Origin of the sequence: uncultured Treponema sp. (assembly GCF_945873775.1) — a bacterium.
Lineage (GTDB): Bacteria > Spirochaetota > Spirochaetia > Treponematales > Treponemataceae > Treponema_D.
Map to the genome: position 1 here is coordinate 32,366 of NZ_CAMCEC010000018.1, position 20,251 is coordinate 52,616.

General features: G+C 37.4%; 18 protein-coding genes and 1 tRNA gene. 6 read left to right on the forward strand and 13 right to left on the reverse strand.

Going from position 1 to position 20,251, the window contains the following annotated elements; all coding sequences use genetic code 11:
• Nucleotides 1-3 precede the first annotated feature (3 nt).
• The 6 genes from pdxT to Q0N70_RS09055 form a co-directional block, all read right to left on the reverse strand.
• Nucleotides 4-561 carry a pyridoxal 5'-phosphate synthase glutaminase subunit PdxT gene (gene pdxT, locus Q0N70_RS09030; protein ID WP_294015974.1) on the reverse strand — a complete coding sequence of 186 codons (558 nt, stop codon included), beginning with the start codon at nt 559-561 and terminating at the stop codon, nt 4-6.
• On the reverse strand, nt 558-1,436 hold the full coding sequence (pdxS, locus tag Q0N70_RS09035) for a pyridoxal 5'-phosphate synthase lyase subunit PdxS (protein WP_294015976.1): 879 nt from the start codon (nt 1,434-1,436) through the stop codon (nt 558-560). Before pdxS ends, pdxT begins: the two co-directional genes overlap by 4 nt.
• 165 nt (nt 1,437-1,601) lie before the next feature.
• A complete protein-coding gene (locus Q0N70_RS09040) occupies nt 1,602-2,882 on the reverse strand; it encodes an O-acetylhomoserine aminocarboxypropyltransferase/cysteine synthase family protein (RefSeq protein ID WP_294015977.1) in 1,281 nt (426 codons plus the stop codon).
• A gap of 108 nt (nt 2,883-2,990) precedes the next feature.
• On the reverse strand, nt 2,991-3,908 hold the full coding sequence (locus Q0N70_RS09045) for a LysR family transcriptional regulator (RefSeq protein ID WP_294015978.1): 918 nt from the start codon (nt 3,906-3,908) through the stop codon (nt 2,991-2,993).
• Between the two features lie 87 nt (nt 3,909-3,995).
• The gene (locus Q0N70_RS09050; protein WP_277299967.1) at nt 3,996-4,466 is read right to left on the reverse strand and encodes a low molecular weight protein-tyrosine-phosphatase; all 471 of its coding nucleotides are present in this window, start codon (nt 4,464-4,466) and stop codon (nt 3,996-3,998) included.
• Between the two features lie 5 nt (nt 4,467-4,471).
• Entirely contained in the window at nt 4,472-5,938 is a 1,467-nt protein-coding gene (locus Q0N70_RS09055) for an OmpA family protein (protein ID WP_273466106.1), read from the reverse strand.
• A gap of 55 nt (nt 5,939-5,993) precedes the next feature.
• Between Q0N70_RS09055 and Q0N70_RS09060 the strand changes: the two genes are divergently transcribed.
• Together Q0N70_RS09060 and Q0N70_RS09065 are read left to right on the forward strand one after the other, a co-directional pair.
• Nucleotides 5,994-7,376 (forward strand): MATE family efflux transporter, encoded by a 1,383-nt coding sequence (locus tag Q0N70_RS09060; protein ID WP_294015983.1) that lies wholly within the window; start codon nt 5,994-5,996, stop codon nt 7,374-7,376.
• A gap of 2 nt (nt 7,377-7,378) precedes the next feature.
• The gene (locus tag Q0N70_RS09065; protein WP_294015985.1) at nt 7,379-8,200 is read left to right on the forward strand and encodes a GNAT family N-acetyltransferase; all 822 of its coding nucleotides are present in this window, start codon (nt 7,379-7,381) and stop codon (nt 8,198-8,200) included.
• A gap of 2 nt (nt 8,201-8,202) precedes the next feature.
• On the opposite strand, the gene proC is transcribed toward Q0N70_RS09065, so the two are convergent.
• The 7 genes from proC to Q0N70_RS09100 all read right to left on the reverse strand — a co-directional run bounded on the left by proC (nt 8,203) and on the right by Q0N70_RS09100 (nt 15,224).
• Complete coding sequence (gene proC / locus Q0N70_RS09070) at nt 8,203-8,982, reverse strand: pyrroline-5-carboxylate reductase (RefSeq protein ID WP_294015987.1); 780 nt, start codon at nt 8,980-8,982, stop codon at nt 8,203-8,205.
• Nucleotides 8,979-9,812 carry a glutamate 5-kinase gene (gene proB / locus Q0N70_RS09075; RefSeq protein ID WP_294015989.1) on the reverse strand — a complete coding sequence of 278 codons (834 nt, stop codon included), beginning with the start codon at nt 9,810-9,812 and terminating at the stop codon, nt 8,979-8,981. Before proB ends, proC begins: the two co-directional genes overlap by 4 nt.
• Before the next feature lie 424 nt (nt 9,813-10,236).
• Entirely contained in the window at nt 10,237-10,932 is a 696-nt protein-coding gene (locus Q0N70_RS09080) for an LrgB family protein (RefSeq protein ID WP_277299786.1), read from the reverse strand.
• 2 nt (nt 10,933-10,934) lie between these two features.
• Nucleotides 10,935-11,303, reverse strand: coding sequence for a CidA/LrgA family protein (locus tag Q0N70_RS09085; protein WP_277299785.1), 369 nt, complete (start codon nt 11,301-11,303; stop codon nt 10,935-10,937).
• Nucleotides 11,304-11,319: 16 nt separating this feature from the next.
• Nucleotides 11,320-12,792: an NAD(P)H-hydrate epimerase gene (locus tag Q0N70_RS09090; RefSeq protein WP_294015993.1), complete on the reverse strand. Its 1,473-nt coding sequence runs from the start codon at nt 12,790-12,792 to the stop codon at nt 11,320-11,322.
• A 40-nt stretch (nt 12,793-12,832) separates the two neighbouring features.
• The gene (locus Q0N70_RS09095; protein WP_294015995.1) at nt 12,833-14,296 is read right to left on the reverse strand and encodes an ATP-binding cassette domain-containing protein; all 1,464 of its coding nucleotides are present in this window, start codon (nt 14,294-14,296) and stop codon (nt 12,833-12,835) included.
• Nucleotides 14,289-15,224, reverse strand: a complete 936-nt coding sequence (locus Q0N70_RS09100) for an ABC transporter substrate-binding protein (protein WP_294015997.1) — start codon at nt 15,222-15,224, stop codon at nt 14,289-14,291. The genes Q0N70_RS09095 and Q0N70_RS09100 overlap by 8 nt, the downstream gene beginning before the upstream one ends.
• 111 nt (nt 15,225-15,335) lie before the next feature.
• On the opposite strand from Q0N70_RS09100, the gene Q0N70_RS09105 reads away from it, so the two are divergent.
• The 4 genes from Q0N70_RS09105 (at nt 15,336) to Q0N70_RS09120 (ending at nt 20,185) form a co-directional block, all read left to right on the forward strand.
• Nucleotides 15,336-15,408, forward strand: a tRNA-Ala gene (locus tag Q0N70_RS09105).
• A gap of 55 nt (nt 15,409-15,463) precedes the next feature.
• The gene (locus Q0N70_RS09110; protein WP_294015999.1) at nt 15,464-15,985 is read left to right on the forward strand and encodes a TIGR03546 family protein; all 522 of its coding nucleotides are present in this window, start codon (nt 15,464-15,466) and stop codon (nt 15,983-15,985) included.
• Nucleotides 15,982-18,186 (forward strand): TIGR03545 family protein, encoded by a 2,205-nt coding sequence (locus Q0N70_RS09115; RefSeq protein ID WP_294016001.1) that lies wholly within the window; start codon nt 15,982-15,984, stop codon nt 18,184-18,186. The genes Q0N70_RS09110 and Q0N70_RS09115 overlap by 4 nt, the downstream gene beginning before the upstream one ends.
• Nucleotides 18,187-18,289: 103 nt before the next feature.
• A complete protein-coding gene (locus Q0N70_RS09120) occupies nt 18,290-20,185 on the forward strand; it encodes a methyl-accepting chemotaxis protein (RefSeq protein WP_294016003.1) in 1,896 nt (631 codons plus the stop codon).
• Nucleotides 20,186-20,251: the final 66 nt, after the last annotated feature.

Consider the following 20,251-nt stretch of genomic DNA (forward strand, 5'->3'; position numbering starts at 1 on the left):
TTTTCAGCTTTGAATCCACCACTCGTAAAGCCTTTTATCGCTGTTAAGCTCTGGATGAAAGCTAAGCGCAGTTTGGTTTTTAAATTTTGCGGCAACAATTTTTCCATCGACTTTTGAAAGAATTTCAACATCTTCCCGAGCAGTTTCGATATAAGGCGCACGGATAAAAGTCATCGGAATTTTTCCAAGATTTCCAAATGTTTCTTCTGTAAAAAAACTTCCAAGCTGGCGGCCGTAAGCATTTCTTTTTACACAAACCGGCATTGTTCCAAAATGGACACGCGGATCATTTTCAATTTTTTCGGCAAGCAGAATAAGGCCTGCGCAAGTTGCAAGAACTTTTATTCCGGACTCAATGCGCTGCTTTAAAGGCTCAAACATTTCAAGCTCACGCAAAAGTTTTCCCTGCACAGTGCTTTCTCCGCCCGGAAGAACAAGAGCATCAAAATCTTTTTCCAAGTCTGATTTTTTTCTAAGCTCAAAGCAAGGCACGCCTAAAGACTCAAGAATTTTCTCGTGCTCTAAAAACGCGCCTTGAAGCGCAAGAACTGCCGCTCTCATTTTCCGCGCTCTGCCATAAGAATGGCGATTTCACTTTCATTGATTCCAACCATAGCTTCACCCAAATCTTCTGAAAGCTGGGCAATCAGTTTTGCATCATTGAAATTTGTAACAGCTTTTACAATTGAAGCCGCTCTTTTCTTTGGATTCCCTGATTTGAAAATTCCAGAGCCTACAAAAACTCCTTCCGCGCCAAGCTGCATCATAAGAGCCGCATCAGCAGGAGTTGCAACACCGCCAGCCGCAAAATTCACAACAGGTAGCTTTTTGTTTTCATGCACAAACTTTACAAGCTCATAGGAAACCTGAAGGCTTTTTGCTTCTTCATAAAGCTCATCCTCACGCATAGAAACAATTCTTGAAATTTCTGAATTCATTTTTCTCATGTGGCGGACAGCCTGAATTATATCTCCTGTTCCCGGTTCGCCTTTTGTTCTAATCATTGACGCGCCTTCACTGATTCTTCTTAATGCTTCGCCCAAATCTTTTGCGCCGCATACAAACGGAACTTTAAAATTCTTTTTGTTGATATGATAAACATCATCAGCTGGAGAAAGAACTTCACTTTCATCTATATAGTCAATTTCAATTGCTTCCAAAATCTGTGCTTCCACAAAATGCCCGATGCGGCACTTTGCCATTACAGGAATTGAAACCGCTTCCTGAATTCCTTTTATCATTTTTGGATCGCTCATTCTGGAAACGCCGCCAGCAGCTCTTATGTCCGCCGGAATCCGCTCAAGAGCCATTACCGCGCACGCTCCTGCTTCTTCTGCAATCTTTGCCTGTTCTGGAGTTGTAACATCCATAATTACGCCGCCCTTAAGCATCTGGGCAAGATTTTTATTCAATTCATACTGTTTTCCTGATTCCATATTTTTCCTCGCATAATTTATTTATAAAAAAAATTAGCAAAAATCTGGTATGATATAAATATTCAGTTTTATTAAATTTTAATAATACCAGCTAAATTGCATTTTTCGCAAAAAAATCCCCGGAAATCTACATAAAGAAAACCGGGGAACTTTAATCAAAGAAAATTATTTTAATGCATTGAACCCATTTTCCAAGTCAGCAATTATGTCATCAATATGTTCTGTTCCAATGGAAAGACGGATTGTATTCTGGGCGATTCCTTGGTCTGCAAGTTCCGCATCAGAAAGCTGGCTATGAGTTGTTGAAGCCGGATGAATGACAAGCGATTTTACATCCGCAACATTGGCAAGCAAACTGAAAATCTTTAAGCTGTCAATAAATTTCCAAGCTTCTTCTTTTCCGCCTTTAATATTGAAAGTAAAAATGCTGGCACCGCCATTCGGAAAATACTTTTCATAAAGCGCGTGGTCAGGGTGATCCGGCAATGAAGGATGATTCACTTTTTCAACAAGCGGATTGTTTCTCAAATACTCAACAACTTTCTTTGTGTTTTCAACATGGCGTTCAATTCTAAGCGACAAAGTTTCCACGCCCTGAAGAAGAAGGAAAGCGTTGAACGGAGAAATCGCAGCTCCTGTATCACGCAGCAAGATCGCGCGGATATAAGTTGCGAATGCGGCTTTTCCGGCAGCTTTGGTAAATGAAACTCCATGATAGCTTGGGTTTGGTTCTGAAATCCACGGATAGCGGCCGGATTTTTCCCAGTCAAAATTTCCAGAATCAACTATAATTCCGCCGAGAGTTGTTCCGTGTCCGCCTATAAATTTTGTCGCAGAATGCACAACAATGTCAGCGCCATGTTCAATCGGACGAATCAAATACGGAGTTCCAAACGTGTTGTCAATCACAAGCGGAAGTCCGTGCTTGTGCGCAATTTCTGCAATAGCGTCAATGTCTGGAATGTCAGAATTCGGATTTCCCAAAGTTTCAATATAAACAGCCTTTGTGTTAGGCTGAATCGCATTTTCAAGCTCAGAAAGATTGTGGGCATCAACAAAAGTTGTTGTTATTCCGTAAAGCGGCAAAGTGTGCGCAAGCAAATTGTAGCTTCCACCGTAAATTGTTTTTTGCGCAACGATATGCTCGCCTTGTTTTGCCAAAGCCTGAATCGCATAAGTTATAGAAGTCGCGCCGGAAGAAACCGCAAGAGAAGCAACTCCGCCTTCAAGAGCCGCAATTCTTTTTTCAAGAACATCTTGCGTTGAATTCGTCAAGCGTCCGTAAATATTTCCTGCGTCTTTTAAACCAAAGCGATCCGCCGCATGCTGTGAATTATGAAATACATAGCTCGTTGTCTGATAAATTGGAACAGCCCTAGAATCTGTAGCCGGGTCAGCGTTTTCCTGTCCTACGTGAAGTTGAAGCGTTTCGAATTTGTAACTCATATTTTCCTCCAAGCAAAGTTTTATTTTCTGAGAAAAGAATAGCAAATTTCAAAAGGCATGAATAATATTAAATTTTTATTCGGAGATATAGATTTTTTTTATAACAACTTACGCCTTCAAATAAGACTTTAGCTGCTCAATATATTCTTCGCCCGTTTTTGAAAGAATTATATTTTTCTTTAGAATATATCCGATTTCCATTACACTGTTTGGATTTTCCTTGTCAGATTTAAAAGGAACTGCAACAAAATCAGAGCTGTTCAGCTCTTCGCAAATTATTCCAGAGCAAAGAGTATAACCGTTCAAGCCAACCATAAGATTTAAATTTGTGGCGCGGTCGCTTGTCTTGATTGTTTTTGGATATTCATTTTCCGTGAGAATTTCCTCTGCAAAATAAAACGAACTGTTTCCGCCCTGATCAAAAGAAAGGCACGGATAATCTTTTAGCTCATCAAGAGAAATTGAAGTTTTTTTTGCCAGCGGATGATTTTTCCAAAGATAAACATAAGCCTTGCAGTCAATAAGCTTTTCAAAAACAAGATCGTTTGCATTTAAAATCTTCTTGATTGCCTTTCTGTTGAAATCGCTCATATAAAGAATTCCGATTTCACTTTTTTGAGTTGCAACATTTTCAATTACATCAAGCGTTTTTGTTTCAAAAATTGAAAACTCATATTCTGAAGTTCCGAATTTTTTTACAAGCTCAACAAAAGATTTTGTGGCAAAAGAATAATGCTGGCATGACACGCTGAATTTTTTCTTGCGCTGAAATCCTTCCCCGAACTTTTCCAAAAGATTTTCATACTGCGCATAAATCTGACGGGCATACTGAATAAATTCCTTTCCGTCTTGAGTCAAAGAAATTCCTTTGCTTGAACGGTTGAAAATTGAAATGCTGAATTCCTTTTCGACTTCTTTTATTGCCGATGTAAGAGAAGGCTGAGAAACATAAAGATTTTCCGCCGCCTTGTTAAAAGAGCCAGATTCTGAAACGCCTATAATGTAATGAAGCTGTTGCAATGTCATAAAAATATCCTAATATAAATTTTAAAATCGATACAAAAAATGACTATCGTTATTTTAATTAACTAATGATAGTTTTAAGACGGAATTTCATTCAGTTTCCAAACTTCCGTTAGTTAACTTCTGTAAAAAACAACTGCATCCTTCCCAAATATCGTTAAAAGTTGCATCAAAATTTCCTGTATACCAAGGATCGGCAATATTTCCGGGACGCAAAGTAAAATCAAGCAAAAGAAAAATATTTTTATTAAAACTGCTTCCCAAAATACGCTGAATATTTTTTAAGTTAAAACTGTCCATTCCAATTATAAAGTCGTATTTTTCAGCATCAGACTTTTTCATTTGAACAGCTTTATGCGGAAAAACCGGAATTCCCTGCTGCGCAAGTTTTTTCAAAGTTCCAGGATGCGGCGGATTTCCAATTTCTTCCGTGCTTGTAGCTTTTGATTCAATTAAAAAATTGTTTTCAAGCCCGGCTTTTTTTACAAGAAATTTCATTATAAATTCAGCCATTGGAGAACGGCAGATATTTCCGTGGCAAACAAAAAGGATTTTTATCATAGCTTCTATTCCAAAATCGTAATTTCTACACGGCGGTTTTTAGCTTTTCCTTCCTGCGTTGAATTGTCCGCAATCGGTTTTGTTCCGCCCGAGCCTTTGCAGATAAATTTTTCACGCGGAATTCCTCTTTGAATCAAAGCGTTTGCAACAGAATTTGCGCGCTCAACAGAAAGCTTCATTTCGCCCTTTTCATAGCCAACGCTTGCCGTATGTCCTTCCACAAGGAACATCTGATCGGGAACTTCTTTTAGAACCTGCGCAATTTGATCCAGCCGCTCGTTTTCTCCAGGCAAAAGTTCCGCGCTGTCCGGCTTAAAATTCAAATTCTGCATTGTAAGACGGATTCCTGCCGCAGTGTTTTCTACAATGACTTTTTTTTCTGACTTTGAATTTGAAGAAGAATTTTTTCCTGCTGAAATTTTCGACTGAATCTCATCCGCAGAATCCTTTTTTTTCTGAGGATGATTTTTTGCTCCATAAGTTTGATTTTCATTTTTTGCAATTTTCTTTTCAGCATAAGAATTATTTCTTCTTGAATTCGCGCCAGATTCAAAATCATTTTTTTCAATTGAACCGCTAGATTTTTTTTCATTTTCAATCCAGCTGCTTTCATTAACAGGTTTTTCAAGAATTTCTTTAATCTCTTTTTCCGAAACAGAAGCTACACGCTGCAACGCCGGAATAAGCTTGTTTTTGTCGTAAGCCGGCGGATATTCCGTGAACATTGAAATCGAGCCTTTAAACGAATAGATGTTGCCGTCATTGTAAATAAAAGTTTCGTCAACCATATCGCGGACAACAAGAGCATTCCCGCTTTTTTTGCTCACATACATTGTCGCCTTGTGGCTTCCTTGCGCTGATTTTAAATCCTTGTCGCCTGCAAAATCCCAGTAGGAAATTCCATAGCGAGTTGCCCATTGCGCGCTAAAAACATAAACTTCCTCTCCGTGAAAAAGTTCATCCTTAAGATAAGTGTATTCAACTAAAATCGGAAGCTTTGTAAAAATTCCTTTGTTAAGCGGATCAACAACACGCTCAGCTTTTGCCTGCCATTTGTCTCCAATGCTTATGCGCTGATTTGTAAAAGCCGGAAAACTTCTAAAAGACGGATAGCCGTTGTCAACAAGCATTGTCAGAATTCCATCCGAAGAAATTTTAAAGCTTGAAGGAACAGCACCATTTATGCCAAGATTCACTTCTCGTGAATTCCGCTTTGTGGCTTCGTCTATAAAAAAACTTCCGTCATAATATCTGTCTGAAATTTTTCCGCCGGAAGGAACAGAAGTCGGAGCAATAAAAGAGCGGACTTCCCGGCTAACCAGTCCTGTATATTTTCCATTGTCGTAGCGTCTTACATCGGTGCGCTCAATATAAACATAGCTTCCGCTTCCATTGTATTTTAAAAGCACATTCTGACAAAAAACATTCTGAAAAAACAAAAAAAATATTGCTGACAAAAAAATTTTCTTCATGTTTAAATTATCGGCAGTAATGACACAATCTTTTATTTTTTATAGAATAGAATTTATGTCAGAAAAAAATACAGCTTTAATAAGAACACATCTTCCTGGATTTTATAAAACACTTTTTTCACTTGCGCTTCCAATCACTCTTCAAAACCTAATGCAAGTTTTTGTAAATATGCTGGACACAATCATGGTTGGACAGCTTGGAGCCGCAGAAATCGCATCAGTAGGACTTGGAAATCAAATTTACTTTATACTGAATATGATTCTTTTTGGAACATCTTCAGGCGGCGCAATTTTTATTTCGCAGTTCTGGGGAAAAAACGACATAAAAGGAATTCAAAAAACGCTCGGAATAATGCTCGGATTTTCAATTTTTGTTTCCATTGTTTTTACAATAGCGGCTTTGTTTATTCCGGAATTTTTAATCAGCCTTTATTCAAAAGATCCGGTTGTAATTTTGTATGGCGCAAAATATTTAAGATATGTTGCAATAAGCTATATTTTTCTTGCAATAAGTTTTCCGTTTGAATTCGCATTTAAAAGCACAAACCATGCGTATCTTCCGATGATATGCACAACAATTTCAATTATCCTGAATGCAGTTTTCAATTACATTTTTATATTCGGATTAAAAACTGAATTTTTCACAATCGCGCCAATGGGAGTTGCCGGAGCCGCAATCGGAACAGTAATTTCAAGAGCAGCAGGAACTTCTGTTCTTTTGATATATTCTTCTGCAAAAAAATTTGAAATTCTGGGACCTTTTAAAAACTACTTTTCTTTCAACAAGAAATTTGTTTTAAAATATATTTCAGTAGCGTTGCCTGTGCTTCTAAATGAAACCGCCTGGGGAATGGGAATAACATTTCAGAATTCAATTTTCGCGCATACGGGAACGGACGCAATCGCCGCATTCAATATAACCGGAACAATCTCTCAGCTGACCTGGGTCTTCTTTATAGGAACAGGAAACGCAGCCGGAATAATCCTTGGAAAAAAAATCGGTGCTGGAAATTTTGAAGAAGCAAAACTTTACACTTACAGATTCGCGTGGTTTCTTCCTTCTTGCGCAGCTTTAATCGGACTTTTCCTTTATCCTCTTTCATCAATGCTTCCGTACATTTTTAATGTAGACTCTTCAATTCTTTTGCAGGCAAAAAAAATGCTCACAGAACTGATTTGCTTTTATCCGTTCAATGCGTTCTGTATGTTTTTTATTGTAGGATTTTGCCGCGCCGGAGGAGACACAAAATATGCCGCATTCCACGACATTTTCTGGATGTGGTGCGTTGCAATTCCAGCAGGCTACATTGCAGCTTTTGTTTTCCATCTGCCGCCAAACTTTATTTACTTATGCTTGCTTTCAGAAGGATTTCTTAAAACATTCGCAGGACTTTTACGCCTTAAATCTGGAAAATGGCTCAAGGACATTACAAATTAAAAATGCTGAAAATTATCCAAGCCGCAGAAAACGAAGAGCTCTTTCTTAAAGCAGAAAATTTTCTTTTGCCGCATGAAAAAATATGCATTCAGCTTATGCAAATGGCAATGCAAAAAAGCAAAGAGCTTTATGTCATTTTTGAAACTGAAATTTTGGGCGTTTTTAATTTTTCAGAAGGCGGAACTCTTACAAGTTTTATTCCAAGGCTCACAAAAGAAATTGAAAAAGAACTTTGCAACTTTTTTTGTGAAAAGAAAATTTCCTGCATAATGGGAGAAAAAAACGAAACAGAAAAAATCAGAAAACTGCTTTTCAAGCTGAAAAAAATTCAGCCGGACGACATAAGGCAAATGTTCTTTATGGAATACAAACAAAGCAAAGAAAATTCCGTGCAAAATTTGGAAATTGCAGAATGCTCTTTGCAAGACGCCGAAAAACTTTTTCCTCTGCACATTTCTTACACGCAGGAAGAAGTTCTACCTGAATGGAAAAAAATAAATCTTGCGCTAGAAAGGCTTAAGCTTGAGAAAATTCTCCGCACACAGAAAGTTCTTGCAGTCAAACAAAAAAACTCATTTTGCGCAAAAGCCCAGACAAACGCAATTTCAAAAAACTTTATTCAGATTGGTGGAGTCTTTACAAAAAAAGAATTCCGCTCAAAAGGCTTAGCTTCTTGCCTTGTAAAAAAACTTGCTGAAGAATTTCAAACTGAAAATAAAAAATCAGTCTTATTCGTAAACAAAAAAAACAAACCGGCAATCTGCGCATACAAGAAAGCCGGCTTTTCAGCGTTTGCAAAATACGAAATGCTTTACTACAAATAAATTTATTTTTTCATTATAGCGTCAATGCTAGAAATGCAAATTCCACGCAGACCGTTTTTTTCAAGAGAATCCACGCCACGGATTGTAGTTCCGCCCGGAGAACAAACCGCATCTTTTAAAATTCCAGGGTGAGCTTCTGTTTTTAGCTGAAGCTTCGCGCTGCCAAGCATTGTCTGTGAAACAATTTTATAAGCCGTCTGCCTTGAGATTCCGTATTTAACAGCGGCATCTGCATAGGATTCAATTATCAAATCCATAAACGCCGGACCGCATCCGCTTATTGCGCCTCCAATTCCCATAAGGCTTGCAGGAAGCTCTTCTATAATTCCAAGCGAAGAAAACAAGTCTTTTATTTCCTTAAGCTCACCTGCATTTAAAGAATTTTCCTTTTCAAAAAGCATTACGCCTTCTCCAACCATCGCAGGAGTATTCGGCATTATGCACTGAACACGCACATCGTCCCCAAGGATTCCATGGAATTTTTCATAGCTCCAGCCAGCCGCAATAGAAACCAAAACTTTTCCAAAAAGCCTTTCCTTGATTTCTGAAAGAACGCCTTCTATCTGGTAAGGCTTGCACGCCATTATAAAAACATCGCAGGAATCCGACAAAGCAAAAAGACTTTCGCACGGAACAAATCCAATTTCATCAGCGTTTTTTTTAAGCTTTTCCTGATTCGGAGCAAAGGCAAAAATATTTTCTTTTTGAATTTTTTTTGAAGATATAAAGCCGGACGCAATCGCCTTCGCCATGTTTCCCATTCCAATGAATCCGATTTTCATTTGCTGCCTCCCATTATCGCATTGAACAAAGCGTTTTCATCAGCTGTAAAAACAGTCGCCTTCAGTTCTCCGCTGCAAAGCTTTTCCAAAGCCTTTTCTTTTTTTCCGTTCGCAAGTATAAGCGGAATTCCAGAAGCCGTAGTTTTTTTTGCCGCTTCAATTTTTGTGGAAATGCCGCCTGTTCCAAAAGAGCTTTTTCCGCTGATTGTAATCTGATTTTTAAGCTCATTGATATTTTCAACAGTTTCAACAAGAACAGCGTTTTCATTCGTCTTAGGATTGTCCGTGTAGATTCCGTCGATGTCGCTAAAAAGAATCAGCAAGTCCGCGCTCCAAAGAACAGCAGTAAGCGCGCTAAGATTGTCGTTGTCTCCAATGCAAAACTCGTCAGTGGCAACAGAGTCATTTTCATTTATAACCGGAACAACGCCCTCGTCAACAAGCGTGAACAAAGTATTCCTTATATTCAAAGTGCGGTGGGAATCCATAAAGTCCTCTTTTGTAAGAAGAAGCTGAGCCGCATGAAGATTCTGCTTGCCGAACGCTTCACGCCACTTGTCCATAAGCTCAACCTGGCCAATCGCGCACAAAGCCTGCCTGTAGTGAATGTCTCCCTTATGCGCCCAGCCGCTTATCGTGGAAAGACCTGCAACCTGCGCTCCAGAAGAAACCACAATGACTTGCTTTCCTCTTGAAATCAAAGACGCGCACTCCGAGGCAAAAGTTTGCATAAAGTCCACGTTGATTGTTCCGTCGTTCTTTGCAAGCGTGTTGCTTCCGATTTTTATTACGATTTTTCTAGCCTTGTCGATAACTTCCTGCGGTGTCATAAAACTTCCTTAAAGCCATTTATTTGTCATTGCCGTGCTTGACACGGCAATCTACTGAAATTTTTCAACGGATTATCGGGTCAAGGCCCGATAATGACATCAAAATTCAATATTCAATCTTACAGAATTTATATCACATCAAAGAATTTTATAAAAGCAGAAAAGGAATTCTTCTAAAATATTTAATTTTCATCTGGAATTCTTTAAAAACTTCAGGAATATTGTATTTTCCAGATGGAATTCGTCAAAAAACTCAAGAATATGGAATTTTCCTGAAGAATATGCATAAAAAGTCTGGAACACCTTATATTCTTCAATATTTATACAAATTCTTCAGGAATATACAATATTCTTGGAAAATACAGTTTATTCCTGTATATTTATGCAAATTCCAGAAGAATTTGTTCCGTATCATTGCAAAACTTCAAGGAATAAGGCCTGCAAAGACCGGGGCAAGAATTACGGTTAGAATTCCTGCAATTCCTATGGAAAGTCCGCTCATTGCTCCTTCAACTTCGCCAATTTCAATCGCCTTGGAAGTTCCAAGAGCATGGGAAGCAGTTCCTATTGCAACTCCTTTCGCCACAGGCTCCGTTATCTTGAAAATCTTGCAGACTTGGACAGCAAAAAGATTTCCGAGGTTTCCTGTAAGAACAACCATCACAACAATTACAGGAATAATTCCGTTCAGTTCTTCTGTTATTCCAAGCGCAATCGCAGTTGTAATCGACTTGCCCAGAATCGAAACATATTCCGTGTGCTCCATTTTAAACAGAAGGCAGAAAAGAAAAATCAGAACCAAATTGACCACAACTCCGCAGAAAATTCCGCACAGAACGGCAAGCCAGTTTTCCTTGAGCTTTTCAACTTGCTCGTACAAGGGAATCGCAAGGCAGACTGTCGCAGGAGTAAGAAGGCAGGCAATAAAGTCCGCGCCGGCAGCATAAGACTCGTAAGGAATTTTTGCGGCTACAAGAAAAACAATGCAAAGGACAATCGAAACAATAAGCGGACTGAACAAAAAGAATTTTGTCTTCTTGCTGATTACAATTCCAAGCGCATAGGAAACCAAAGTCAAAAATATCCCAAAATAAACAGAGTTCATAAAAAAATCTTTCATTGCTATTTTTCCTTTAAAGCCTTTTTGTTTTTTGCGCGGATTATAAGCTGAACGATATGTCCTGTAATAACCATGACGCAAAAAGTTGTAACAACTGCAATCACCACAAAGCATAAGCCGTATTTTTTCATAACCGGAAACGCCGTCATAAAACCAACGCTGGACGGAACAAACATCACGGGCATCATAACAAGAAGAAAATCTCCAGCTTCCTTTACCTGATGAAGCTTTATGATTTTTAGCTCCAGACATAAAAACAAAATAACAAGTCCGTAAATGCTGGCGGGAACGGGCAGGGGAATAAGCTTGTTGAGAATTTCCCCGATAAAAGAAATTGAAATTATAAGTGCAAACTGAAACGCGTATTTCATTTTTACCTCTAAAAAATTAAAGCTCTGAAATTTTTTCGATTAAAAGCTGCGGTGTAAGGGCAAAGCTGTTCTTCACTTTTTCCGAAGCAAAACTGTGCGCCAAAGATGCTGTTACAGCCGCATTCGCACAATCATATCCTTGCGCAAGAAGTGAAGCAATAAGGCCAGCAAGAACATCTCCAGTTCCGCCTTTTGCAAGGGAATTTTTCCCATAAGGATTTAGATAAATTTTTGCGCGTCCTTCATTCTTTGACCACATTCCAATTGCAACAACCGCGCCTTTTAAAACAAGAACTGAATCCTTGAATTTTCCGCAGAAAAGTTTTATAAGCTCAATTCTTTTTTCAACAGTTTCCTGAACTGAAAATTTTCCAAGAGAGCAGTTTTCAAGCAGAACAGAAAATTCTTTTGGATGCGGAGTTAAAACAAAATTTCCTCGCTCCGTTAAAAGATTTAAAATTTCCTTGTAGTAAAAAATGTCAGCGTCAAGAACACACGGAATGTTTTTGTTTTCTTTTAAAAAGTCAAAATATTTTTGAAAGCTGGAATTTTCTCTTCCGAATCCGCAGCCGAGCACAAGAGCCGTTGTGTTTTCAGGAAGCTCCAAGGAAGCCATAATATTCATAAAGCCGGAATCTTCTGTTCCAACAAGAGTAGCTAATCCAGCTCCAAAAGAAAAAGCGGCATTTGCGGCAATTTTTGCAGCTCCAGTTTTTTCACCAGCAGCAACCGCAACGTGCCCAAATGTTCCTTTGTGGACATTTTGCATTTTTCTAAACGGAAGTTTCATTTCTTCTTTTTCAAGCAAAAAAGCGTCAGGAGAATCAAGGAACTCAAAATTATTTCTGCTTATTCCAAGATTGCAAACTTTTATTTTTCCGCAGAAATCTTTTGCCTTGTCGCTGAACAAACTTAGCTTCAAAGCTCCCATCGCAACAGTTTCGTCAGCACAAAAAACAGTTTTTCCATTTCCTGCTGAATCAAGTCCGCTTGGAACATCGCACGAAATTTTAAAGGCTTCTATTTTATTTGCACTCTGGATAACTGCTTCTGACTCCGCGTCCAACGGCAAGTGAAATCCGCTGCCATAAATGCAGTCAACGACAACGCTAATGTCAAAGCTTTTTTCTTCCGCAAAAGAATCCAAATCATAAGGCGAAATAAAAGAAACTCCAAGAAGCTCAGCGCGTTTTTTTTGAACCTTTGCAATTTCAGAGGAAGGCTCGCCAATGCAGCAAACCGCCACACAAAAATCATGGCAAGAAAGCCTGCGTGCAAGAGCGTATCCGTCAGCTCCGTTATTTCCACGGCCTGCAAGAATCAAAACGCAAGGACGGTTTATGTAGCGCGCGCTTTCATGGAAAACATGAGGCATAACGCAAGATTCAAGTCCCTGCGCCGCATTTTCTATCATAATCTCTTCTGTCAAAGAAAATTTTTCACGTGATTTTTTATCAAGAATTCTAGTATCAAAAAAAATATTTTGCATATCAAAATTATATCATTCAGAAAAAATAAAAGGAATATTTTTAAAAACTTAAAAGCAATGCAAGAATTTCTTTTTCAAGCACAGCCGGATTTTTTTTGTCTTCCGCAGAAACTAAAAAAGATTTTAAAGGAAGCATTGGAGATGAAGAATAAAAAATTATTTTATCTGAAAGCGAAACTGCTTCTTTTATTTCGTTTGCGGCAAAGATTACAGTCCGAGGATTTTCTTTTTGACGCTCTAAAATAAATTCAATGCACTTCTTTTTTACTGAAAAATCCAAAAACTGAAACGATTCATCAAGCAAAAGAATTCCGCTTGGAAAAACAACTGCGCGCGCAAGAGAAACACGCTGCCTTTCTCCGCCTGAAATTTTTTCAACGGAAGATTCTTCTTTTCCATTCAACCCAAAACTGTTTAAAATATTCTGCGTTATTTCAAATGATTTTTTTCTTCCAAAAATATTTAAAAGCGGAAGCTGCACATTTTGAAAAACACTAAGGCACAAAAATAAATTCGGAGTCTGCATTGAATACGAAACAGAAGAAAAATTTGCAGACACAAAATCAAGCAATGTTGTTTTTCCGCTTCCGCTTGGCGCGACAATTGAAGTTATTTTTTTCTGCTCAAAAGTTTCTGAATAATTCTTAAAAACAAATTTTCCGTCGTATTCAACGCAAAAATTCTTTAGTTCCACGGAAAATTCTTTTTCTAAGGAAAGATGAGGCAGTTTAAAAAAATCAGACTGAAAATAAAAATTTATAAAATTCTTATAAAATTTTTTTAAGGTAAAAAAGAAAAGCAAAAGAATTTTTTCACTTAAAAATCCAAGCAAAACAATAAAAATTGTAACGGCAAAAACTTTTGAAATTTCAAGAACAACCTGAAAATTCTGAAGCTGGCTTCCAAGCGCGAATTTTGGAACAGAAAGAACTTCCGCGGCGGCAACTGCTTTCCAAATCATTCCGCAGGAATTTTTCATTGCATCTTTTAAAAATTTCTGAGCGTAAGGAATTTTCAAAAATAAAAATTTCTGCATTTCTGTAATTTTAAAAATTTTACAGACGCTTTCCATTTTTTTATTTTCAAACGAAAACCCCGAAAAAGCCGATGTAAAAACAATAGGAAAAGACAAAAGCACCGCAGCAAAAACCGGCACAGAATCAGAGCCAAGCCAAAAAAGAACAATCAAAATTACAGAAACAAGCGGAACCGAGCGGACAAACGCAAGCGGAATTTCAAAAAGAATTTTCAAGACGGAAAATTTCGTGCATAAAAAGCCAAATAAAATTCCTAGAAAAGACGAAATAAAAAATGCGCAGAAAACTCTAAAAAAAGTAAAAGCTAAAGATTTAAGAAAAACTTTTTCTGAAGCGAGAGAAAAAAAATCCGCAGCGACAGATTCAGGAGAAGGAAGAATCAAAGGTGAATCTATCGCCAGTGAAAAAAATTTCCAAACTAAAAAGAGAAACGCAACAGAAAAAGCAAAAACTTTTTTTTTATTCAAAGTAAAATTCGCCGTCAGGAAGTTTTCCGCCAACAGAAGCCGGCTCAAATTCCATAAACACAGAAAGCAGTTTTTCAATTCCGTTTTTTGCCTGATTTCCTGTTTCAAAAACAAAGGCGCATTTTGGAATTGCCTTTTCTACAATTTGCGCATTTAATCCAAGCTGAAATTTTTCTACAAGCAAACCTGCTTCCTTTGGATTTTTTAAAGTCCATTCTGAAGCGTTTTTATATTCTTCAAGAAACTTTTTTACTTTTTCAGGATTTGATTTTGCAAACTTCGCATTCACGGCAATAACCGTCATAGGAAAATTTTCAATTCCAGAAAGCTCAAAAAATTCCTTCTGAAAATCAACCGCTCTTAAAATATTTTTATCTTTTTCACAGGCAACAGTTGCAAACGGCTCAGGAACAACCGCATACTGAATTTTTCCAAGAATCAAAGAAGGCGCAAGCTCAGCATTTGGAACTGAATAAGAAAGCTGAACGCTGTTTTTTGTTCCGTCAAATTTTATTTTGTTCTGCTTTAAAATGTAGCGGAACATAAAATCTGGAGTCGCTCCCTGGCCCGCAACAAAAATTTCCTTTCCTTTTAAATCTTTGAGCTTCTTAATAGAAGAATCTTTTGTTACAAGACTTACCATTCCATTTCCGCAGACAGCCGCCATTACAACCGCGCCTTTATTTACGTTGTAAACTTTCGCAGCGACATTCGGCGGAAGAAATCCAATTTCAACTTCGCCTTTTATAAGTTTTGGCAAAAGAAAATTCGCGCCGGAAAAAACTTCATATTCCGCATTATCAGAAAAATTTTCCATTAAATACGCTGAAGGAATTCCGCTTGGACCTTTTAAAACTCCAATTTTCTGCGGAAAGCAAAAAAACACGCAAACAAACAGACTAAAAAACAAACAAGCAATTTTTTTCATACAAGACATTTTAATATTTTTTTAGATTTTATAGAAGTTAAAACAAAAATTTCCACTTGAAACAAAAGATAAACTTAGATAAAATACAAAACAAGCAGTTTTTCTGCATTCGGGGTATTAGCTCATCTGGTAGAGCGATTGGTTCGCAATCAATAGGTGGTCGGTTCGAGTCCGATATACTCCATATCTGAACAGCAACCCTTTCAGGATTTATAAAACTTTTCAATCTAGGAGAGGAAATGCTTAAAAAAATCATAAAATTCTTTAAAGCACTCAATTCAAATTCAAAGCCATCAGAACTTGCAAACGCGCTCTGCCTTGGAATCATGCTTGGATTTATTCCCAAAAACAACGCATTGTGGTTTTTAATTTTTATTTTTTTCTGCTTTGTGCGAATAAACAAAGGACTTTATTTTGTAGCAATGATTGTGGCTTCCCAGTTTGCCTGGCTGTTGGATTCCAAATTCGATTCAATCGGATTTTATATCTTGAACTACGCGCCTTTAACTAAAACTTTTTCCACGCTGATTGACATTCCGTTCGTCGGATTCACAAAATTCAACAACACAATTGTAATGGGTTCTTTTGTATTTTCTCTTCTTATTTATATTCCATGTTTTATATTCGGAATCGCATTTGTAAAACTTTGGCGCAAATATGTTTCTTCAATTTTCGCACGCACACCACTTGCAAAAGCCATCGCAAAACTTCCATTTGCTGAAAAAATCACAAGCCTTATTACACAGGATGACGCTTTATGAAAAAAAACAAAGTCAAAAAAGAAAAACTTGTTTCAGCAAGAAAACTTCCTGGAATATTTAAGAAAACTTATTCGCCAAAAAAAATTGAAAATAAAATTTACAAGAAAATTTTTATTCCTGCTGACCTTGAGCTGATAAAATCAATTTTTGCGCCGCATCCAAAAAAGCAAGGAAAACTTTTTGTTCCACGCGACAAGCAAATTTCAAAACGGCAGCTGAAAAAATTCAAGGCAATTGCAAAAGAAATCAAAAGACAAAAAGCTTCATTTAAACTTGTTCCTTTTGCCGCAACAATCGGAATAATCGCAGCCGCAGTTCTTCTCTTCATCACGTTCAAAAACGTAATTGCAAAAAAAGCTATAACCGGCGCAATGCAAACTGCTTTTGGCGCAAAAACCGAAATTTCTTCTGTAAATGTTGAACTGATCGGAGCAAGCGTAACTATAAAAAATCTTCAGCAGACAAACAAAAATTCACCAATGAAAAATTTGTTTCAAGCTGACAAAATCGAAATCAAATTTAATTTGACACAAGCCTTGCGCGGAAAATTCGACGCTGAAAATATTGAGCTTTCAGGATTCGCAGTAAACACAGAAAGAAAAACTTCCGGCGAGCTTCCTAAAAAAGAAAAAAAGCAGAAAGAGCAAAAACAAAAGTCCGAAAATTCATTTGATTTTTCAGAAAAAAAGAATGAGGCTCTTAACGCCGTAAAGAATTCAATACAAGAAGTTTTTGCAGAATACAATCCGCAGAACATAATAAATGAGCTTGAAGGAAATTTAAAATCTCCAGAAACCGCAAAACAAGTTCAGGCAGAAGCTGAAGCCCTTGTTTCAAAGTGGAAAAACAAGCCGGAAGAACTTGAATCTCAAGTAAAAGACCTTGACCAAAGCGTCCGTTCAGTTCTTGATACAAACTGGGGAAACATTGACGACGTTGCAAAGCTAAAACAGGCAATCGAAAATGTAACCAGCGCAATGGAAAAAAGCAAATCGCTTACAAAAAATATTCAGTCAACAGCAAATGATGTAAAATCTGATTCAAAAAAAATAAACGCGCTTTCTTCACAAGTAAAAGACGCAATCGCTTCGGACAATGCGCTCATAAACAAGCAGCTTTCAAAAATCACTTCGTTTAAAATTTCAGACGGAAAAAAGATTTTGGGCAACACATTGGACAGCGTTTTCTATTCAATGGCAGGCGATTATTATCCATATATAAAGCAAGCCGCAGATTACGCTCTTCAGGCAAAAGCATCTTCTTCAAAATCAGAAAAACCTAAAAAAGAAAAGAAAGAAAAAAAGCAGACGATTGCAAGAACAAAAGGAACTGATGTTTACTGGAAGCAGGACAGAATCCCAAAATTCTTAATTGAAAAAATAAGTTTCAGCGGACTGAATCTTGACGCAAAAGGAACTGACATCACAAACGATATGGACAAACGTGGTTCTCCCGCTTTACTCAACGGAAGCTATTCCACAAAAAAGCAGACTCACAAGGCGAATGTAATTGTAGACACAAGAACGGAAACAAAAAATCCTTTGGTCAGCGCAGATTATTCCGGGGACAATTTCCCAATCAAATTTTCAACGCCTTACCTTGGACTAAATTCAAGCACTGATGTAACTGCAAAAGGAACGATGGGCGATGACGGAAGCATAACACTCAAGGCAAAATTCAACTTGGAAAACATTTCATTTTCTTCTGAAAGTTTTGAGCCGAAATTCGCATACAATCTTTACAAAACCGCGCTTTCAAACATAAAAGATCTTGATATGGAAGCAACTGCAATTTTCAACGGCGAAAAGAAATTCAGCATTTCAGTTGATTCCGACCTTGATAAAAAATTCATAAAAGCATTAAAGAAAACCGCAGACGCAGAAATTTCAAATCTTGTTTCAGAAGCCAAAAAAGAAATTGCCGCAAAGCTGAACGAAAAAACTGGCGGAGTAACAGAAAAAATTTCAGAGTTCGTGAACATTGAAAACGGAATAAACCGCCAAAGCGTAAATATGGACAAGTTGAATTCGCTTCTTGAAAAAAAGAAAGCCGAACTTCAAAAGCAGCTTGAAGACAAAACAAAAGCCACAGCAGAAAAAGCTTTAAAAGACGCAGGAATTTCAATTCCAGAAAACGAAAAAATTAACAACGCACTTGAAAAAGGAGCAAGTTCTTTAAAGGGATTTTTAAATAAGAACTAATAAAACAAAAAAAACAGAATATATTGAATTCCTAGCCGAAAAACTGTACAAATAGGGAGGGAGTTAGAACTTTACAGTTTTTCAAAATAGGAGGAAAAACAACATGAGTTCTGAAGATTCTGTTCAAAAAATCGTTATTCCAGAGGACAGCAGCCCGGCAACGCTGATATGTCTTCTCTGCGTTTCTACCGTGCCTTTTATAATCGGTCCAATCTACATGATTATGACTGGTATTCTCACACCTCACGAAGTTTTTATTGCTTTAACTTATCCATTTTGCATTTTCAGCCATCTTTTAGCTATTATACTTCCAATTGCTTATACAAATATTCTTGAAAAAAAATTAAGATCTTATGACGGAACTGAGCAATCAAAAAAATCCTGCAATAATTATATTTCCTTATCAAGAAAAATAATCGTTGGCTACAACATTTTTCTTTCTATATTTGTTCCTTCTACAATCGCAAATTCTATCAGTGCGCGCGGACTTAGTTTTTCAGCATTTGAAAATCAGGAATCATATCTTTCTTTAACGCTGATTTACCTTGGATTAATCTGCCTTTACAGCATTGCTTTCTATACAATGTACAATTCTTTCCTTGAAAGAAAAATGCATTATCTTCCTTTTGACAAGACAAATATGACATCTTCAAACAAAGAGCGTCTTATTTTAATGACAACTTTGAATTTAATCGGTTCATTCCTTCTTTTGAACGGCTCAATGTCTGTTCCTAAGCTTATGGAGCAAGACAAGTTAATGGAATTTCTTTCGGTTCTTATTCCTATTGAAGTTCTTTCACTTATAGCAATTGCGATTACAACTGTTACAAACACAAAAGATATTGCAAAAAATCTTGACGCTGTAAACGAAGTCATTTATTCTCTTGCGCACAAAAATTATCAAATGCAGCCGATTCCAGTTATTACAAGAAATGAATTTGGACTTCTTACAAACAACTTGAACAGAGCATTTAAAGCTGTAAAAGAAATTTTCTCTGAAATAAAAACAAATGTTTCTTCAACGCTGACTGTTTCAAAAGAACTTGCAGAAAACATTGACAATTCCGTAACTGAACTTTTGGATGCAAAAGACATTGCAAATTCTGTAAAAACAGAAATGACAAATCAGGTTGCCGGAGTAGAAGAAGCAAACGCAACTGCAAATGAAATTATTCAGCACATCCGCCATTTGAATAATGAAATTGAAAACCAGACTTCTGCAATTACCCAGTCTTCAGCCGCAATTGAAGAAATGGTTGCAAACGTTGACGGCGTAACAAACATTCTTAAAAAGAACAATCAAACTACGCAGGATCTTGAAGCCGCAGCAGACAGCGGAATGAAAAAAGTTCAGGAAGCTTCCGACTTGTCAAAAGATGTTCTTTCAAAATCAACGCTTCTTCTTGACGCCAGCAAAATCATTCAGGATATTGCAAGCCAGACAAGCCTCCTTTCAATGAACGCAACAATTGAAGCCGCTCACGCAGGAGATGCAGGAAAAGGATTCGCTGTTGTTGCTGAAGAAATCAGAAAACTTGCGGAACAAACAGACACTCAGTCAAAGTCAATTGAAAAAGACCTCAAGGCGCTTTCTGAATCAATTGCCGCAGTTGCAGACAACACAGAAAATGTTCTAAAGCAGTTCAATGTAATCTATCAGCTTTCACAAAAAGTAAAGCACGAGGAAACTGTTATTTCCAACGCAATGACAGAGCAGACAGAAGGAAACAAGCAGATTCTTGAAGGAATCGGACTTATTACTGACTCAACAAACTCTGTAAAAGACGGAGCAAGCGAAATGCTTCACGGTGGCGAGCAGATTGTAATTGAAATGGAAAACTTGAACAAGGCAACTCTTGAAACAAACGAAAAAATGGACAACATCAACGAAAGCCTTAACAACATAAACAACACAATTTCAACTGCAAAAGACCACGTTTCAAAGAACACAGAAGGCGTTGAAAAACTTAGCGGTGAAATGAGCAGCTTTAAATTCTAACACAAATTCTGTAAATCACAAACCACCCGTCAAACGGGTGGTTTGCACTTAGCCTATAAGGCTAGG

Bases quoted from the DNA above. Each gene is read 5' to 3' on its own strand.
- pdxT (WP_294015974.1), bottom strand. From the start codon at position 561: ATGAGAGCGGCAGTTCTTGCGCTTCAAGGCGCGTTTTTAGAGCACGAG.
- pdxS (WP_294015976.1), bottom strand. From the start codon at position 1,436: ATGGAATCAGGAAAACAGTATGAATTGAATAAAAATCTTGCCCAGATG.
- Q0N70_RS09040 (WP_294015977.1), bottom strand. From the start codon at position 2,882: ATGAGTTACAAATTCGAAACGCTTCAACTTCACGTAGGACAGGAAAAC.
- Q0N70_RS09045 (WP_294015978.1), bottom strand. From the start codon at position 3,908: ATGACATTGCAACAGCTTCATTACATTATAGGCGTTTCAGAATCTGGC.
- Q0N70_RS09050 (WP_277299967.1), bottom strand. From the start codon at position 4,466: ATGATAAAAATCCTTTTTGTTTGCCACGGAAATATCTGCCGTTCTCCA.
- Q0N70_RS09055 (WP_273466106.1), bottom strand. From the start codon at position 5,938: ATGAAGAAAATTTTTTTGTCAGCAATATTTTTTTTGTTTTTTCAGAAT.
- Q0N70_RS09060 (WP_294015983.1), top strand. From the start codon at position 5,994: ATGTCAGAAAAAAATACAGCTTTAATAAGAACACATCTTCCTGGATTT.
- Q0N70_RS09065 (WP_294015985.1), top strand. From the start codon at position 7,379: ATGCTGAAAATTATCCAAGCCGCAGAAAACGAAGAGCTCTTTCTTAAA.
- proC (WP_294015987.1), bottom strand. From the start codon at position 8,982: ATGAAAATCGGATTCATTGGAATGGGAAACATGGCGAAGGCGATTGCG.
- proB (WP_294015989.1), bottom strand. From the start codon at position 9,812: ATGACACCGCAGGAAGTTATCGACAAGGCTAGAAAAATCGTAATAAAA.
- Q0N70_RS09080 (WP_277299786.1), bottom strand. From the start codon at position 10,932: ATGAAAGATTTTTTTATGAACTCTGTTTATTTTGGGATATTTTTGACT.
- Q0N70_RS09085 (WP_277299785.1), bottom strand. From the start codon at position 11,303: ATGAAATACGCGTTTCAGTTTGCACTTATAATTTCAATTTCTTTTATC.
- Q0N70_RS09090 (WP_294015993.1), bottom strand. From the start codon at position 12,792: ATGCAAAATATTTTTTTTGATACTAGAATTCTTGATAAAAAATCACGT.
- Q0N70_RS09100 (WP_294015997.1), bottom strand. From the start codon at position 15,224: ATGAAAAAAATTGCTTGTTTGTTTTTTAGTCTGTTTGTTTGCGTGTTT.
- Q0N70_RS09110 (WP_294015999.1), top strand. From the start codon at position 15,464: ATGCTTAAAAAAATCATAAAATTCTTTAAAGCACTCAATTCAAATTCA.
- Q0N70_RS09115 (WP_294016001.1), top strand. From the start codon at position 15,982: ATGAAAAAAAACAAAGTCAAAAAAGAAAAACTTGTTTCAGCAAGAAAA.
- Q0N70_RS09120 (WP_294016003.1), top strand. From the start codon at position 18,290: ATGAGTTCTGAAGATTCTGTTCAAAAAATCGTTATTCCAGAGGACAGC.